This is a genomic window from Brevundimonas sp. NPDC055812 (assembly GCF_053616535.1).
In genome coordinates, this window is record NZ_JBSHDX010000004.1 from 13866 (window position 1) to 29956 (window position 16091).

The 16091-nt window shown below is 67.4% G+C and carries 19 protein-coding genes; 13 read left to right on the plus strand and 6 right to left on the minus strand.

Annotation, left to right across the window (positions count from 1 at the left end; translation table 11 throughout):
• The first annotated feature begins 5 nt into the window (after nucleotides 1–5).
• The 3 genes from nusG (at nucleotide 6) to rplA (ending at nucleotide 1903) form a co-directional block, all read left to right on the plus strand.
• Entirely contained in the window at nucleotides 6–581 is a 576-nt protein-coding gene (nusG, locus tag ACWGL1_RS07795; RefSeq protein WP_003168512.1) for a transcription termination/antitermination protein NusG, read from the plus strand.
• A gap of 197 nt (nucleotides 582–778) precedes the next feature.
• Complete coding sequence (rplK, locus tag ACWGL1_RS07800) at nucleotides 779–1210, plus strand: 50S ribosomal protein L11 (RefSeq protein ID WP_312219155.1); 432 nt, start codon at nucleotides 779–781, stop codon at nucleotides 1208–1210.
• Between the two features lie 3 nt (nucleotides 1211–1213).
• Nucleotides 1214–1903: a 50S ribosomal protein L1 gene (gene rplA, locus ACWGL1_RS07805; protein ID WP_312219154.1), complete on the plus strand. Its 690-nt coding sequence runs from the start codon at nucleotides 1214–1216 to the stop codon at nucleotides 1901–1903.
• A gap of 96 nt (nucleotides 1904–1999) precedes the next feature.
• Here rplA and ACWGL1_RS07810 read toward each other — a convergent pair whose 3' ends face one another.
• Nucleotides 2000–2611: an NAD(P)-dependent oxidoreductase gene (locus tag ACWGL1_RS07810; RefSeq protein WP_452111688.1), complete on the minus strand. Its 612-nt coding sequence runs from the start codon at nucleotides 2609–2611 to the stop codon at nucleotides 2000–2002.
• Between the two features lie 90 nt (nucleotides 2612–2701).
• On the opposite strand from ACWGL1_RS07810, the gene ACWGL1_RS07815 reads away from it, so the two are divergent.
• The 7 genes from ACWGL1_RS07815 (at nucleotide 2702) to phhA (ending at nucleotide 7650) form a co-directional block, all read left to right on the plus strand.
• Nucleotides 2702–3091: a winged helix-turn-helix transcriptional regulator gene (locus ACWGL1_RS07815; RefSeq protein ID WP_452111689.1), complete on the plus strand. Its 390-nt coding sequence runs from the start codon at nucleotides 2702–2704 to the stop codon at nucleotides 3089–3091.
• A gap of 94 nt (nucleotides 3092–3185) precedes the next feature.
• The gene (locus tag ACWGL1_RS07820; protein WP_312219151.1) at nucleotides 3186–3842 is read left to right on the plus strand and encodes a DUF47 domain-containing protein; all 657 of its coding nucleotides are present in this window, start codon (nucleotides 3186–3188) and stop codon (nucleotides 3840–3842) included.
• 7 nt (nucleotides 3843–3849) lie between these two features.
• Nucleotides 3850–4851, plus strand: coding sequence for an inorganic phosphate transporter (locus ACWGL1_RS07825; protein WP_291774143.1), 1002 nt, complete (start codon nucleotides 3850–3852; stop codon nucleotides 4849–4851).
• On the plus strand, nucleotides 4851–5297 hold the full coding sequence (locus ACWGL1_RS07830; RefSeq protein ID WP_343829484.1) for an NUDIX hydrolase: 447 nt from the start codon (nucleotides 4851–4853) through the stop codon (nucleotides 5295–5297). The genes ACWGL1_RS07825 and ACWGL1_RS07830 overlap by 1 nt, the downstream gene beginning before the upstream one ends.
• Before the next feature lie 336 nt (nucleotides 5298–5633).
• Nucleotides 5634–6149, plus strand: coding sequence for a 50S ribosomal protein L10 (gene rplJ, locus ACWGL1_RS07835; RefSeq protein ID WP_003168522.1), 516 nt, complete (start codon nucleotides 5634–5636; stop codon nucleotides 6147–6149).
• A gap of 55 nt (nucleotides 6150–6204) precedes the next feature.
• Complete coding sequence (gene rplL, locus ACWGL1_RS07840) at nucleotides 6205–6585, plus strand: 50S ribosomal protein L7/L12 (RefSeq protein WP_046654319.1); 381 nt, start codon at nucleotides 6205–6207, stop codon at nucleotides 6583–6585.
• Between the two features lie 189 nt (nucleotides 6586–6774).
• Nucleotides 6775–7650, plus strand: a complete 876-nt coding sequence (gene phhA / locus ACWGL1_RS07845; protein WP_452111690.1) for a phenylalanine 4-monooxygenase — start codon at nucleotides 6775–6777, stop codon at nucleotides 7648–7650.
• A 349-nt stretch (nucleotides 7651–7999) separates the two neighbouring features.
• Here phhA and ACWGL1_RS07850 read toward each other — a convergent pair whose 3' ends face one another.
• The 5 genes from ACWGL1_RS07850 to ACWGL1_RS07870 all read right to left on the minus strand — a co-directional run bounded on the left by ACWGL1_RS07850 (nucleotide 8000) and on the right by ACWGL1_RS07870 (nucleotide 14556).
• Complete coding sequence (locus ACWGL1_RS07850) at nucleotides 8000–9430, minus strand: alkaline phosphatase PhoX (protein WP_452111691.1); 1431 nt, start codon at nucleotides 9428–9430, stop codon at nucleotides 8000–8002.
• A gap of 91 nt (nucleotides 9431–9521) precedes the next feature.
• Nucleotides 9522–10856: an N-succinylarginine dihydrolase gene (astB, locus tag ACWGL1_RS07855; RefSeq protein ID WP_291774158.1), complete on the minus strand. Its 1335-nt coding sequence runs from the start codon at nucleotides 10854–10856 to the stop codon at nucleotides 9522–9524.
• Nucleotides 10853–12271 carry a succinylglutamate-semialdehyde dehydrogenase gene (gene astD, locus ACWGL1_RS07860; protein ID WP_452111692.1) on the minus strand — a complete coding sequence of 473 codons (1419 nt, stop codon included), beginning with the start codon at nucleotides 12269–12271 and terminating at the stop codon, nucleotides 10853–10855. Before astD ends, astB begins: the two co-directional genes overlap by 4 nt.
• Before the next feature lie 13 nt (nucleotides 12272–12284).
• Nucleotides 12285–13292 (minus strand): arginine N-succinyltransferase, encoded by a 1008-nt coding sequence (locus ACWGL1_RS07865; protein WP_291774162.1) that lies wholly within the window; start codon nucleotides 13290–13292, stop codon nucleotides 12285–12287.
• A 4-nt stretch (nucleotides 13293–13296) separates the two neighbouring features.
• Entirely contained in the window at nucleotides 13297–14556 is a 1260-nt protein-coding gene (locus tag ACWGL1_RS07870) for a hydrolase (RefSeq protein ID WP_452111693.1), read from the minus strand.
• 117 nt (nucleotides 14557–14673) lie between these two features.
• On the opposite strand from ACWGL1_RS07870, the gene ACWGL1_RS07875 reads away from it, so the two are divergent.
• The 3 genes from ACWGL1_RS07875 to ACWGL1_RS07885 are packed head-to-tail and all read left to right on the plus strand — an operon-like array spanning nucleotide 14674 to nucleotide 16042.
• The gene (locus ACWGL1_RS07875) at nucleotides 14674–15147 is read left to right on the plus strand and encodes a hypothetical protein (RefSeq protein WP_291774166.1); all 474 of its coding nucleotides are present in this window, start codon (nucleotides 14674–14676) and stop codon (nucleotides 15145–15147) included.
• 20 nt (nucleotides 15148–15167) lie between these two features.
• Nucleotides 15168–15698: a hypothetical protein gene (locus ACWGL1_RS07880; RefSeq protein WP_452111694.1), complete on the plus strand. Its 531-nt coding sequence runs from the start codon at nucleotides 15168–15170 to the stop codon at nucleotides 15696–15698.
• A gap of 2 nt (nucleotides 15699–15700) precedes the next feature.
• Nucleotides 15701–16042 (plus strand): ArsC/Spx/MgsR family protein, encoded by a 342-nt coding sequence (locus ACWGL1_RS07885; RefSeq protein ID WP_452111695.1) that lies wholly within the window; start codon nucleotides 15701–15703, stop codon nucleotides 16040–16042.
• Nucleotides 16043–16091 lie beyond the last annotated feature (49 nt).

The window sequence follows — 16091 nt, forward strand, 5'->3', positions numbered from 1 at the left end:
CGCACATGACCGATGCAGCGCCCAAGCCGGCGGCCAACCCCCGCCACAAGTGGTATATCGTCCACGCCTATTCGAACTTCGAAAAGAAGGTCGCCGAGCAGTTGCGCGACCAGGCCAAGCAACAGGGCCTGGAAGACGCCTTCTCCGAAATCCTGGTTCCGACCGAGGACGTCGTCGAGATCCGCCGCGGCAAGAAGGTCAACGCCGAGCGCAAATTCTTCCCCGGCTATGTGCTGGTGAAGATGGAGATGACTGACGAGGCCTATCACCTGGTCAAGAACACGCCGAAGGTCACGGGCTTCCTGGGCGCCGCGGGCGGCACTAAGCCGCTGCCGGTCTCGGAACGTGAAGTCCAGAACATCATCGGCCAGGTGGAAGAGGGCGTCGAGCGTCCGAAGCCCACCATCCGCTTCGACATCGGCGAGAACGTCAAGGTCACCGACGGCCCGTTCGCCAGCTTCGACGGTCAGGTCGAGAGCGTCGACGAAGAGAACGCCCGCCTGCGCGTGGCCGTCTCCATCTTCGGCCGCCCGACCCCGGTCGACCTGGAATACAATCAGGTGGAGAAGGTCAGCGCCTGATCGGCCGCTGACGCCACGCAGAGATCGGGACCGTCTCCGGGCGGTCCCGTTTGCGTTTTCAGGGCCTGCCTGCTAAACGCGCGCCTTCGCTGGACGGCCTTGGAGTCGCCCGGCGTCAAATCCGTGGAAGGCAGCCATGCCGGACCACGGCTCACCGGCCCGACGCATCGTCATCGGGTCATTCATAGGAGAGACCAATGGCCAAGAAGATTCTCGGCTATATCAAGCTGCAAGTGCCGGCCGGTTCGGCCACGCCTTCGCCCCCGATCGGCCCGGCTCTGGGTCAGCGCGGCGTGAACATCATGGGCTTCTGCAAGGAGTTCAACGCGCGGACCGAGAAGGAAGCCAAGGGCACCCCGCTTCCGACCGTCATCACCGTCTATCAGGACAAGTCGTTCACCTTCATCACCAAGACGCCGCCGGCGACCTGGTATCTGAAGCAGGCCGCTGGCATCAAGTCGGGCTCCAAGCTCGTCGGCCGCGAGTTCGCCGGCAAGGTCACGCAGACGCAACTGCGCGAAATCGCCGAGAAGAAGATGAAGGACCTGAACGCGAACGACCTGGACGCCGCGTCGCGCATCATCGAGGGCTCGGCCCGCGCCATCGGCATTCAAGTGGTGGAGGGCTAAGACATGGCTAAGCTGACCAAAGCCCACAAGGCCCGCACGGGCGTCACCGAAGACCTGCTGGCCTTCAACGAAGCCATCAAGCTGGTGAAGGACAACGCCAAGGCCAAGTTCGACGAGTCGATCGAAATCGCCGTCAACCTGGGCGTCGACCCGCGTCACGCCGACCAACAGGTCCGCGGCGTGGTGAACCTGCCCTCGGGCACCGGCCGTGACGTCCGCGTCGCCGTCTTCGCCAAGGACGCCAAGGCTGATGAAGCCAAGGCCGCCGGCGCCGAGCACGTCGGCGCTGAAGACCTGTACGAGAAGATCGCCGGCGGCTTCATGGACTTCGACCGCGTGATCGCGTCGCCGGACATGATGGCCCTGGTCGGTCGTCTGGGTAAGGTGCTGGGCCCGCGCGGCCTGATGCCGAACCCGAAGGTCGGCACTGTGACCCCGAACGTCGCCCAGGCCGTCAAGGACGCCAAGGGCGGCGCCGTTGAGTTCCGCGTCGAGAAGGCGGGCATCGTCCACGCCGGCATCGGCAAGGCCTCCTTCACGCAGGACGCCCTGGAAGCCAACGTCAAGGCCATCGTGGACGCCCTCGTCCGCGCCAAGCCGTCGGGCGCCAAGGGCACCTATGTGAAGCGCATCGCCCTGTCCTCGACGATGGGCCCGGGCTTCAAGATCGACCCGGCTTCGCTGGGCGCCTGATCCGGCTTCACGGCTAAGAACGACGACGGCCCCGGAGAGACATCTCCGGGGCCGTTTTCTTTGGTCGCGGCCTATCGTGCTTCGAGGCCTGACTGTTCAGTAGCCAACGGTGAAGCGGGCGCGCGGGTGCTTCGGCGTCTCGATCTCGTCGGCCATGGCGATGGCGTAGTCGGGGAAGGAGATGCGGCTGTTCCCCTGGTCGTCCGTCAGCAGGGCGTCGCCGCCCAGGCGGAAGACGCCGGTGCGCTCTGACCCGTCGAACAGGGCCGAAGGGGACAGGAAGGTCCAGTTCAGCTCAGGCTCGGCGCGCAGAGCATCCAGGAACCGGCCGCCGGCCAGGGCTTCGGCCTTATAGGCTTCGGGGAAGGCGGGCGTGTCGACCAGGCGCTGGCCCGGCGCGATCTCCAGGCTACCGGCGCCGCCGACCACCAGGTAGCGCGGAACGCCCGCATCCTTGATCGCCTGGATCAGCAGGGCCGGATCGCTGTCCACGAACATGACGGCGCTGACCACGGCGTCGGCGCCGACCAGGGCCGGGGCGAGGGTTGCGGGCTGGTTCACATCCCCGGCTACCGCCGTCACGCCAGCCCCCGCAGGGACCCGTTCAGGCCGACGGGCCACGCCCGTCACCTGATGTCCGCGTCGGGCCAGTTCCTTGACGATTTCCGATCCGACGCGGCCGCTGGCGCCCAGGACAGTCACTTTCATGAGTATGCTCCTTGTGGTTACCAATGGGAACCAGGTGTGTTAAAGGAAGCGGTCATGCAAGAAGGCACTTTTCTCTCACCAGGTTCCCCGATGGTGACCGCTTCCAGCGGGGGCGAGCGCGGAAACGTCTACGCCGCCGACTGCCCGACCCGCCTGTTGCTGGACCGGATCGCCGACAAGTGGACGGTGCTGCTGCTGACGACCCTGTCGGACGGCCCGATGCGCTTCAACGCGCTGAAGCGTCGAATAGAGGGCGTGTCGCAGAAGATGCTGAGCCAGACCCTGCGCCAGATCGAACGCGACGGCCTTGTCACGCGCCGGGTCGAGCCGAGCGTGCCGGTATCGGTGACCTATACGATCACGCCCTTGGGCCAGGGACTGGTTCAGGCCCTGAGGCCGATGATCGACTGGGCCGAGACCCGGATGAGCGAGGTGGCGGTCGCCCAGTCAGCCTATGATGCGCGGTCGGGAGAGGGCTAATCCACTAAATCCGTGTGCGGATGACTTGACGAGCCGGGGCGGAATCCGGTCTTGGAGCGGCAGGCGCCGGAGGGCGGCCTTGCGGGAGATGCTCATGCTCAGCTGGTTTCAGGCGCTGCTGCCTAAGGAAGACAACTTCTTCCGCCTGTTCGACGCCCATGCCCAATCTCTGGTTCATGGCGCGAGCGCGCTGCGTCAGATGATGAACGGGGGGCCGGCGACCGGCGAATGGTGCGCCAAGGTGGTCGCCCATGAAGAAGAGGCCGATGAGATCGCGCGCGAGGTGCTGTTCGCGGTGCGCCGCAGCTTCATCACTCCGTTCGACCGCGCGGATATTCGGGGTCTGACGAACTCGCTGGATGACACCATCGATCAGATGCAGAAGGCCGCCAAGGTGGTCACCCTGTACGAGATGCGCGACTTCTCGCCCAAGATGCAGGAACTGGCGGACATCGCCGTCGAATGCGGGGCGCTGACGCAGGAGGCCTTCACCCTGCTGCCGGCCATGCGCAAGAACCATGAGCGGCTGGCGATCCTGACGGAGCAGATCACCAATCTGGAAGCCCGCAGCGACGACCTCTATGATGCGGGCATGAAGGCCCTGTACGAGGCGCACCGTCACGACATGACGGGCGGCAACACCCTGGGCTTCATCATCGGCAGCCAGTTGCTGGACCACCTGGAGAAGGTGATCGACCGGTTCGAGGACGTCGCCAACCGTATCAACGGCGTTCTGGTCGAGCACCTGTAGGACGGTCATGGACCACGCCCTCCTGATCCTGGCCTTCCTGATCGGCGTCGCCCTGCTGTTCGACTTCCTGAACGGTCTGCACGACGCCGCCAACTCGATCGCCACCATCGTCGCCACGCGCGTCCTGCCGCCGATCTATGCGGTGGGCTGGGCGGCCTTCTTCAACTTCATCGCCTTCCTGTTCTTCGGCCTGCATGTCGCCGACACCATCGGTCGGGGCATCATCTCGCCGGACATCATTTCGGATCAGGTGATCTTCGGCGCGCTGATGGGCGCCATCAGTTGGAACGTCATCACCTGGATTGCGGGCATTCCCTCATCCAGTTCCCACGCCCTGGTCGGCGGCTTGCTGGGCGCGGGCGTGGCCAAGGCGGGCGGCGGGGCCATCGTGCTCAGCGGCGTGCTGAAGACGGTCGGCGCCATCTTCATGTCGCCCGCGATCGGCTTCCTGCTGGCCCTGTTGCTGGTGCTGATCGTGTCCTGGCTGTTCGCCAAGGCCAATCCCAACTTCGCCGACCGGGTCTTCCGCGGTTTGCAGTTCGTGTCGGCCTCGGCCTATTCCCTGGGGCATGGGGGTAACGACGCCCAGAAGACGATGGGGATCATCGCCATCCTGCTTTATTCGCGCGGCATGCTGGGCGGCGAGTTCCACGTGCCCTTCTGGGTGGTCATCACCTGTCAGGCGGCCATCGCCCTGGGTACGCTCTTCGGCGGCTGGAAGATCGTGCACACCATGGGATCCCGGATCACACGTCTGTCTCCCCAGCAGGGGTTCTGCGCCGAGACCGGCGGGGCCATCACCCTGTTCGCTGCGACCAGCCTGGGCATTCCGGTGTCGACCACCCACACCATCACCGGCGCCATCATCGGCGTCGGCGCGGCCAAGCGCGTCTCGGCCGTGCGCTGGAGCGTGGCGCGCAGCATCGTCACCGCCTGGTTCATCACCATGCCGGCCGCGGCCGCCATCGGCGCCCTGTTCTACGCCCTGGGCGGGCTGTTCCTGACCTGATGTCGAACAAGCCTCGCACCCTGTCATCGGAGACCCGCCAGGTCGCGGCCCTGCCCTGGCGGCACGGCGCCGACGGCGTGGAGATCATGATGATCACCTCGCGCGAGACGCGGCGCTGGGTCATCCCCAAGGGCAACCGCATGGCGGGCAAGACCGACGCCGAGGCCGCCGTGATCGAGGCCTACGAGGAGGCCGGGGTCCAGGGCGACGTCATGGGCGCGCCGATCGGCTGGTTCCGATACGGCAAGCGGCTGAAGTCCGGGCGGGTTCAGGCCACCATCGCCAGCGTCTATCCGCTGGAGGTCTTCATCCAGCTGGGCGCCTGGCCCGAGGACGCCCAGCGCGAGCGCCGCTGGATGTCCACCGAAGACGCGGCCGTCGCCGTGGACGAGGTCGAGCTGGCCGAACTGATCCGTGACTTCAGGCCGAGCCGCGGGGCGGAGTAGGGCGTTTGCGCCGTCGCCCGAAGGCGTCGCACGGGCGTTGATTTTCCCGCCCGGCCGTGTATAGAGCCCGCATCTCGTCGGGGTCTCGGCCTCGACGATGCCTGTCCGAGAACTTCGGGATGCGGGGGTCGCCCGCGTCATAATCGTCAGAAGGCCTTCTGACGCCGTGGGGAGATGGGGATGCAAAGACCTTGTGCCTGCCGGAATCCGGCGGGCGGGCCACGCTTCCTTCGGACAATAAGACCGGCCGGAACGCTGTGCAGCGATGCATGGCGCTTAAGCCAAATCCGTCGTCGGGAATAAGCCCGGCGGCGAATACCAAAACTGGAGACCACAATGGACCGCGCACAAAAAGCCGAGTCGATCGAATCGCTGAAGAGCGTGTTCGCCGACGCGGGCGCCGTGGTCGTGACCCACAACCTGGGTCTGACCGTTGTGGAGATGGAAGACCTGCGTGGTCGTCTTCGTAAAGAAGGCGCCGCGTTCAAGGTGGTGAAGAATCGTCTGGCGCTCAAGGCGCTGGGCGTCGAGGAAGGCAGCGAGTACCACAGCCTGTTTAAGGGCCCCGTGGGCATCGCATACGCCGCCGATCCCGTCACCGCCGCCAAGGTCACGGCCGAATTCGCCAAGGGCAACGACAAGTTCGTCATCCAGGGCGGTTTCATGGGCGACAAGGTTCTGGACGCCAAGGGCGTCGAGGCCCTGTCCAAGCTGCCGTCGCTGGACCAACTGCGCGGCAAGCTCATCGGCCTGCTGCAAGCTCCGGCGACCAAGGTCGCCGGCGTTCTGCAAGCGCCGGCCGGCCAGCTGGCTCGCGTCTTCAACGCGTACGCGACCAAAGACGCCGCCTAAGCCCCGTCATCTCTGCATATCTCTCTGAACCTCATCCTACCGAAGGAAGACTAACATGGCTGATCTCGCCAAAATCGTTGAAGAACTGTCGGCTCTGACCGTCCTGGAAGCCGCTGAACTGTCGAAGCTGCTGGAAGAGAAGTGGGGCGTTTCGGCCGCCGCTCCGGTCGCCGTCGCCGCTGTCGCCGGTGCTGCTGAAGCCGCTCCGGCTGGCGAAGAGCAAACCGAGTTCACCGTTGTCCTGGTTGACGGCGGCGACAAGAAGATCAACGTCATCAAGGAAGTCCGCGGCGTCCGCACCGACCTGGGTCTGAAGGAAGCCAAGGACCTGGTCGAAGGCGCTCCGCAGCCGGTCGTCGAGAACGTCTCGAAGCAAGCCGCTGAAGAGCTGAAGAAGAAGCTGGAAGAAGCCGGCGCCAAGGTCGAAATCAAGTAAGATTTCGAAACTGGCCTCTGGATCTCCAGAGACAGCTTTCAAAGCGAAGCGGGTCGGAGGGAAACCTCCGGCCCGTTTTCTTTTGCGTTGAGCCGTGTCGCGCAAGCGCGGCAACAGGCGTGCGTGACGCGGGCGAGTTGGCGCGCTAATCTGCCCCGAAAGGCCATCAGAGCCGTGAGGAGCGTTCCCATGTCCGACTTCGAGCACGTTTTCGAGCAGCCGCCGGAAGGCGCCGCCGCCGACTGGACCATCCCGCAGAACTGGTCCGGCTATACCGAGGTCGAACACCAGACCTGGAACACCCTGTACGAGCGGCAGATGAAGATCCTGCCGGGCCGCGCCTGCGAGGCCTTCATGCGCGGCCTGGACGCTCTGGACCTGAACGCGGGCGGCATTCCCGATTTCGAGATCATCAACCCCAAGCTTCAGGCCCTGACCGGCTGGACCGTGGTCTGCGTGCCGGGGCTGGTGCCGGACGAGGTCTTCTTCGACCACCTGGCCAACCGCCGCTTCGTCTCGGGCCAGTTCATCCGCAAGCCGGATCAGTTGGACTATCTGCAGGAGCCGGACATCTTCCACGATGTGTTCGGCCATGTGCCGATGCTGACCGACCCCGACTTCGCCGCCTATATGGAGGCCTACGGCAAGGGCGGGCAGCGGGCGGCGTCGCTGGGGATGCTGCCCAATCTGGCGCGGCTGTACTGGTACACGGTCGAGTTCGGCCTGATGCAGGAGGCGGACGGCCTTCGCATCTATGGCGCGGGCATCGTGTCGTCGGCGACCGAGAGCGTCTTCAGCCTGGAAGATCCCTCGCCGAACCGCCTGGGCTTCGACCTGGAGCGGGTGATGAAGACCCTGTACCGCATCGACGACTTCCAGCAGGTCTATTTCGTCATCGACAGCATCGAGGCGCTGAAGACGGTGACATTGCAGGACTTCGGCCCCGTCTATGAGCGGCTGAAGGGGGCCGAGGCCTTGCCGATCGAAGTCGTTCTGCCGACGGACAAGGTGTTCACGCACGGCACCCAGGCCTACGCCGCCAAGGGCGGGCGCTTCGCGGCATAGACGGCGCATCTTCTCTCTCCCCATGAAGGGGGAGGGAGAAAAACAGAGTCCAATTCGTCTGAATCGTCTGAATCTCTCCCCTGCGTTCTCGCGGGGGAGGGATGATGACATGAGTGCAGGCGGCGGTAGGAAAGCGAAGGTCTGCGAGCGCCGACGCCGGGAATTTCCTGCGTTTGAACGGTGAGGATGCGCTGACGCTCCCTTCTTTCCGTCACCCTCGGGCTTGTCTCGAGGGCCCAGGTTCAGCTCACGCTCCCGAGCACGGAGTCTAATCGCCGCGCCTAACCGCTAACCGTAGCGGGTGAGGCCCCGATGGGCCCTCGGGACAAGCCCGAGGGTGACGGTGTGCTCAGGCCCTGAACCGCTCCCACGGGCCGGTGACGGCCAGGGTCATGCCGGGCGAGTACAGGTTCACGAACATGGTCCGGCCGTCCGGCGCCCAGCAGACGCCGGCGAACTCGGTGTTCGACTCGTCGGCGTCGTGGCGCATGGCGTTGCGGGCGATGGCGTAGACGCGGCCGTCGGGGGTGACGCCCTTCACGTGTTGAGTTCCGACCTGCTTGTCCTCGCAGCCGATGACGTGGCCGTTCGGGGCGATGGCGATGTTGTCGACATAGTCCAGCACGGCGCGGTCGCCCGCCTCGACGAACAGCTCCAGCATGCCGGGCTGGCCGGCCTCGTCCGACTGGCCCTCGCGTGGACTGGGGACGTAGCGCATGATCTGACCGTGGCGGCCGACGCCGCCCGAGGTGCAGGTGAAATAGAGGTGGTCGCCAGCCCAGTGGACGCCTTCGCCGCGCGCGAACAGGGCCGCGCCCGAGGCGTGGCCGCGCAGGGACAGGTCGCCGTCGGGGCTTTCGACGTGATCCAGATCGACCCAGCGCACGGCCAGGCGCTGGCCCTGACGCCACAGGACATCGTTCCAGTTGCGGGTGTCGCCGCGCGTCTGATCGACCAGGGCCAGGGCCTGAAGGCGGCCGCCGGCGTGCAGGCGGCGCGGGTCGGTCGGCAGGTAGCGGTAGAAGAGGCTCTCGGCCGTATCCTCGGTCATGTAGACGACGCCGGTGCGCGGATCGATGCAGGCGGCCTCGTGCTTGAAGCGGCCCATGGCGCGGATCGGCGTCGGGTCGACCAGGCCAGTGGCGCGCGACGGCACCTCGAACACCCAGCCGTGGTCCTGGGGCAGGCCGTCCTTGGTTCCGGCGACGATCTCCTCGCAGCTGAGCCACGAGCCCCAGGGGGTGACGCCCCCGGCGCAGTTGACCGCCGTGCCGCCCAGGCTGAGGTGCTGGCGTTCGGTGCGGCCGGTTTTGAGGTTGTAGACGACGGTGGTCGTGCCGCCGCCCAGCGGAGCGACCGCGCCGTTCGCATCGGGATAGACGCCATAGACGCGGGCGCGGTCCAGGTCGCCGACCAGTCGGTGGTTGGCGCCCCAGGCGCTGGCGTTGAATTCCAGCGGATTGACCTCGTGGTTGCGGACCAGGATCACCCGATCCTCGTCCAGCCCGAAACAGCCCATGCCGTCGAACTTGTCGGGGGTCAGCAGGCCGTCGGCCATGGTCTCGCCCGCCTGGGACACCACGCGGTAGGAGAAGCCCTCGGGCAGGTCCAGCAGGCCGTAGGGATCGGCCTTCATCGGGCCGTAGCCGAACACCTCGTTGCGCGAGGGGCCGTCGACGAAGCCGCCCGGTTCGGCGGCGACGGCCTGGGCGCGTTTGGCGTAGCCCGACAGGGCGAGGGCGGCGGCGGAGGCCATGAAGGCGCGGCGTGAAGCGATCATGCCCCGTGCTTACGAGCGGCGCATTACGGTCCGATGACGGCGGCTTGACCGCAGCGTGACGCGGGCTGCGGCCGATGGTCCTGTCTGAGGGTCAGACCCGTTGGAACGGATAGAAGCCGCCGCCGAGGTTCAGGATCTGCGTCAGCTCGTCAAGCGCGCCGCGCGTCTCGTCCAGCAGGGCGGGATCGGCCAGATCGCGCGCCGTCAGGCTATCGCGATACCAGCGGCGGCCCCAGTCCGACAGACGGGCGTGCAGGGCGTCGGTCAGGCGCATGGCCGGGTTGGTCGCCGCCAGTTCGGCCTCGGTCAGGACGACCCTGAGACGGAGACAGGCGGGGCCGCCGCCGTTGCGCATCGACTGACGAACGTCGACGTATTCGACATGGCCGATCGGGCCGTTGGAGGCGGCGAGCCCTTGCGCGACCGCATGGCTGCGCGGGTTGTCGCGCGTTTCGGTCGGGCAGATCAGGGTCAGGCGGTCCTGCCCCGGAACCCGGATCAGCATGGAGTTGAACAGATAGGAGCTGATGGCGTCGGCCAGCGGCAGGTCGGCGGCCGAGACCTCGACGAACTGCGGCTCGAAGCCGTCGGCGGCGGCGCGGATGGCGGCCTTGGTCGCTTCCGTGCCCTCGAACGCCAGCTCATGGAAGAAGAGGGTGTCCAGGGCGCCGACGCAGACCACGTCGTTGTGGAAGGTGCCGCCCGCGATGGCGGCCTTGCCTTGACGCGCCAGAACGGCGCCGGACGCAGCGTGGCGGCGCATGACGGCCTCGGCCGCCTCGCGCGTCTGGCGGGCGGGGTAGGGGCCGTCCCAAGGCTCGAAGGCCTCGCGGCCCCAGACCATCAGATTGACGCCCGTCTCACCGTGATCGCGGCACAGGCGGACGTGGTTGGCCGCCCCTTCGTCCGCCAGGTGGGCGACCGGGGGCAGGGCGTCGTGGACGGCGAAGCGGCTGGCGTCGGGGAAGAGGGCGTCCAGCGCGCGCCGGGTCTGATCGTGCTCCAGGCTGCGGTGCAGGTTGGTGATCAGATTGGCGGGGGTGAAGTGGACGCGGCCGTCACGTGCGTCGGCGCTGGGCGTCACCGTGGCGGCGTTGGCGGCCCACATGGGCGAGGCCGAACAGGCGGCGGCGGCGAAGGAGGGCGCGTCCTTCCATGCGCGTTCCAGCACCTGGGCGTCGGAGCCCGAGAAGCCGAGGTCGCGCAGGAAGGGGGTGTTCGGCCGCTCATGCGGGGGCAGGACGAACTGGGGCAGGCCCAGGTCGGCCAGGGTCTTCATCTTGTCGAGGCCCTGCAGCACGGCCGCGCGCGGGTTCGACGCCTCGCCCTTGTTCAGGCTGGACGCGAGATTGCCCGGCGACAGGCCGGCGTAGGAGTGCGTCGGCCCGATCAGGCCGTCGGCGTTGGCCTCGACAGCAGAGGTCATGTGCGCAAGCCCTTGATCTCGCTCTCGATGTTCTTGACCGAACCGGCCTCGAAGCTGGCGACGGGATAGGCGCAGTAGTCGGCGGCGTAGTAGGCGCTGGGGCGGTGGTTGCCGGAGGCGCCCAGGCCGCCGAAGGGCATGTCGCCGGCCGCGCCCGTGGTCGGACGGTTGAAGTTCACCACGCCCGCGCGGATGCGGTTGATGAAGCGATCCCAGTTCTTCGCATCGTCGCTGACCAGACCGGCCGACAGGCCGTATCTGGTGGCGTTGGCGGCGGCGATGGCGGCGTCGAAGGTCGGGACGCGCAGCACCTGCAGGAAGGGGGCGAACATTTCTTCGTCCTCGACCGCGACGCCGGTGACGTCGATGATCGCAGGCTTGACGAAGGCGCCCGGCAGGTTGTCGACCGGACCCGAGGTGCGGATCACGCGCGCGCCTGCGTCGATGCGCTGTTGCAGGGCGGCGAGAGCGGCGCTGGCGGCCTTCTCCGAGATCAGCGGCCCGGCGTAGGGCTCGGGGTCGCTGTCCCACGGGGCGAAGTTCAGGCGGTCGGACAGGGCCGCCACGGCCTCGACGATAGCGTCGCCCTGGGCGCCTTCCGGCACGATCAGGCGGCGCGCGCAGGAGCAGCGCTGGCCGGTGGTGACGAAGGCGGACTGAACCACGATGCCCGCCACGGCCTCGGCGTCGGCGGCGTCCCAGACGACCAGCGGGTTGTTGCCGCCCAGCTCCAGCGCCAGGATGACGTGCGGGTCATCGGCGAACTTGCGCCGGAAATGGGCGCCCGCCGCGCCCGAGCCGGTGAACATCAGGGCGTCGATCGGCTGATCCAGCAGGGCCGCGCCGGTGTCGCGCCCGCCCTGCACCATGTTGAACACGCCCTTAGGCAGGTCGGCGGCCTCAAGGCATTCGGCCATCAACTGGCCGGTCAGGGGCGTTTCCTCGGACGGCTTGAACACGACCGTGTCGCCCGCCAGCAGGGCCGGGACGATGTGGCCGTTAGGCAGGTGGCCGGGGAAGTTGAACGGGCCGAGCACCGCCGAGACGCCGTGCGGGCGATGACGGAGGACAGCGCGGCCGAAGGCGGTTTCGTTGCTGCGCTCGCCGGTGCGCTCGTCATAGGCGCGGATGGAGATGTCGACCTTGCCCGCCATGGAGGCCAGTTCGGTTTTCGTCTCCCACAGGGCCTTGCCGGTCTCGCGGCTGATGGCCTCGGCCATTTCGGGGGCGCGGTCTTTCAGCACGGCTTGATAGCGTTTGACCGCGTCGATGCGGTCCTGGCGCGGGCGGTCGGCCCAGTCGGGGAAGGCGGCGCGAGCGGCCTCGACGGCGGCGGCGACCTGTTCGACGGAGGCGGCCTCGCCTTCCCAGACGGCTTCGCCGGTGGCGGGGTTGGTCGAGGTGAAACGGGTCATGGCGGGTACTCGTTCAGGATTTCACGCGGACGACAGCGCCGTCCTTGATCTTCAGGGCGGCGGCGACGTCGGGGGTCATGCGGGCCAGGTCGCCGTCGACCAGGACGCGGGCGCGCACGGCGCGGAAGGCGGCGACGCTGTCGGTCGAGACGAGGGAGGGCAGGTCGACTTCGACCTCCTTCTCGATGCGGGCGGTCAGGACGCGGGCGTCGCGCACGGTGCGGATGTTGTCGCGGCCGCAGGCCACGGTCGGACCGGCGTCGAAGATGTCGACCAGGCCGTTGGGGCGGAAGCCTTCGCTTTCCAGCAGGGCCATGGCGGGCACGCCCTGGGGGTGGACCTTGCCGATCACGGCGCGGGCCGGTTCGGGCAGCAGGTCGATGTAGATGGGATGGCGCGGCGCCAGGTCGAGGATGAACTGCTTGTCGGTCGAGCCGGTCATGCGATCGGCGTCGTCGAAGTCCATCGGGAAGAATTTGTGCGCCACATGGTCCCAGAAGGGGCAGTAGCCGTCGGGCGTGAAGACGCCGCGCAGTTCGGCCAGCACATTGTCGGCGAACAGGTCCGGCTGGGCGCCAATCAGCATGTAGCGCGACTGGCTGAGCAGGCGGCCCGCGCCGCCCTTGCGCCGGTCGGCCTTGAGGAACAGGGAGCCGACCTCGGTCCAGCCGGTGCATTCGTTGACCAGCACCAGCGTCTGATGGTTCAGCTTCACGCTCAACGACGGCGACTGGACGGTGTTGTTGACCACGCGGAAGCTGAAGAAGGGCCGCTTCAGCCCGACCGTCGCCTTGACCGACCCGATGCCGTCGATGTCGCCCGTGTCGCCGTCTTCCAGCATCAGGGTGTACCAGGCTTCTTCGGGCGCGATCCTGCCTTCAAAGCTGGCCTTGCTGAGCTCCAGCCGCTCGCTCAGGACATCGGCGTCCTCGGGCAGGCTGGTGAAGCCGGGGCCGGACAGGATGGCCAGTTCGAGCAGGTGATGAAGGTCGGCGGGACCGGCGGGGCGAACAACGAGCATGCGGTTACATCGTCTCCAGTCGGAGCTGTTTCAGTTTGAGGGCGTCGATCTCGCCCGAGGCGATCTTGCACAGGATCAGGGCGGACAACTGGGCGCGCTCGACGAAGCTGGCGGGCCAGGCGAATTCCTGATCCGAGTGAATCTCGCCGCCGACCACGCCCAGGGTGTCGACGTTGGGCAGGCCTGCGGCGTGGAGGTTGTTGCCCTCGCAGACGCCGCCCGAGGACTTCCAGGCGATGGTCTGGCCGAGCAGGTCGCCTGCGTCGCGCACGGCGTGGAACAGGGCCGTCTGGCTGGCGTCCATCGGCTTGGGCGCGCGGGTCATGCCGCCGTGCAGGTCCAGCGTCAGGCCGGGGAAGGGCGGCTCGGCGGCGATGGCGCGCACCGTTTCGTCGATCCACGTCGCGCTCTGGGCGTCCGGCACGCGGACGTTGAAGCGGATGACGGCGTTGTCGGCGACGACGTTGAGCGGCCCGCCGCCGGCGATCTTGGCGACATTGACGGTGACGCCCTCGCGCTGGCCGTTCAGACCATGCAGGCGGGCGGCGATGATGGCGGCGCCCGCGACGGCGTTGGCGCCCTCGTGGAAGGCGCGGCCCGCGTGGGCGGCCTTGCCGGTGACGATCAGGTGGAAGTTGCCGCTGCCCTTGCGCTCGCCCGCCAGCGTGCCGTCGGACAGGGCGGGTTCATAGGTCAGGCCGACATGGCCGCGCGCGCCCAGTTCCGCCAGCAGGGGGGCCGAGGCGGGCGAGCCGATCTCTTCGTCAGGGGACAGCAGGACGGTCCAGCCGACGCGGGCCCTGTCGGGGTGCGTCTCAAAGGCTTCCAGCGCGGCCAGCATGACGCTGATCCCGCCCTTCATGTCGGCGATGCCGGGGCCGTTCAGGGCGCCGTCGTCGCGCGTGACGACGCGCTGGAAGGCGCTGTCGGTGGGGAAGACGGTGTCGTAGTGGCCGGTCAGCACGACCTGAAGCGGCGCCTCGGGCCGGGCGGTGATCTTCAGGCAGTCGGCGTAGCTTTCGGCGATCACCGCGCCGCTGTCGGCGACGGTGGTGGAGCCTTGCGTCGGCACGCGCTCGACCGTCGCCGCCGCACCGAAAGCGGCGCGCGCCGTGGCGTCCAGAACGTCGAGAACCCGCGCCAGCCCTTCGGCGTGGCGGCTGCCTGAGTTGATGTCGGACCAGTCGATGGCGCGTTGAACAATGGCGTCGCCACGGGCCGCGACGTGGTCCAGCACGGCCTGATCCTGAGGTTCGATCCGCATGGCCGCGACCCTAGACGGGGCGAGGAAAAAGGTGAAGGCGGGGCGGTTTCTCTCTCACGCCCTTGGGATTTCGGCGTCAGGCGGGATAGTTTCGCCGCCTCAGTCAGGGAGTCGCGCATGAACCGTCGGATCGCACCGCCTCAACCCTTCGCTCCGGTCGATTCGGCCGAGACGGCGATGGCGCTGGCGCGGGGCAGCGCCTGGGCGTTCTGGATCTGGGCGGCCGTGGGCCTGCTGCAGGCGGGACTGGTCTGGTTTCAGGGCGATGCGGCGCATCAGGATGTGCGCGGCGCCACCACGGGCTTCATGATCTTCTTCTCAGGCTTCGCCGCCGTGCTGGGATGGATGCAGCACCGTAAGCCCAACCGCGTCCTGCCGGTGTTCGGCCTGGCCTGGGCTCTTTATGAGTTGAGCGCCCTGTCCGTCGGCCTGCTGGTCGGCGCGCCGCTGGCGGCGCCGGGGCTGCCGGGATGGAGCATCGCCCTGGGGGCGGCGGGCATGGTGCTGTGCCTGCTGCTGCACATCGGCGGCCTGCGCGGAGCGGCCGCCATGGGGCGGCTCGCCTCGGCCCCATCCGGCGACCAGGCCTGAACGATATCCGGGGGAAATAGATGAAACATGAGCTCAAGCTGTGGTTGCGCGCGGCCAATCCCTTTGCGCCGCCGCGCGGTATGGCGGAGGCGCAGCGGTCCGCTCGTGCGGGAGCTGTCGCCCTGGCCGTGTCCGCCGTTCAGAGTGTGGCGAGCCTGCCGATGATGTCGGACAAGCTGGCGCAGTCCATGACCGAGGTCACGCAGGCCCAGGGCGGATCGGCGGCGGATCAGGCGATGATGGAGGGCGTTATGACCGTCCTGGCGCCGACGATGATAGCGATGATGGCCGCCTTTTCCATTCTGTATCTGGTTCTGGCCGTGGTGCAGTGGCGCAAGGCGACGTGGGTGATCCCCGCCATCATGCTGGCCCTGCTAGGCTATAGTCTTTTGAGTCTGGTGGGCGGGTTCCTGACGATGGGATCAGTGATGAGCGAACTGCAATCACCCTTCTCCATCGTCCTGTGGCTCGTCCAACTGGCCATGGGCCTAGTCTATGTGGCGGCGTTTCGCGGCGGCCGTATGTTGGATCAGTTGAAACGGAGCGTCTGACCATGACCGTCACCCTTTATCACAACCCGAAATGCTCGACCTCGCGCAAGGCGCTGGAGCTGCTGCGCGAGCGGGGACTCGAGCCGACGGTGGTCGAGTATCTGAAGACCGGCTGGGACGCCGAGACGCTGAACCGTCTGGCGCGCGCGACGGGCGGCGGGCTGAAGGGCTTGCTGCGCAAGAAGGAGGCTAAGGCCGCCGAGCTTCTGGCCGCTGATGCGGATGACGCGACGGTTCTGGCAGCCATGATCGAGAGCCCGGTCCTGGTCGAGCGTCCCATTGTCGAGACGCCGAAGGGTGCGGCGATCGGGCGACCTCTGGAGGCGGTGTTGGGAGTGCTGTGAAGGCGTAGGTCGCCGAATGTCAGCTATGGGTGGGAGGCGGGCATTTCAC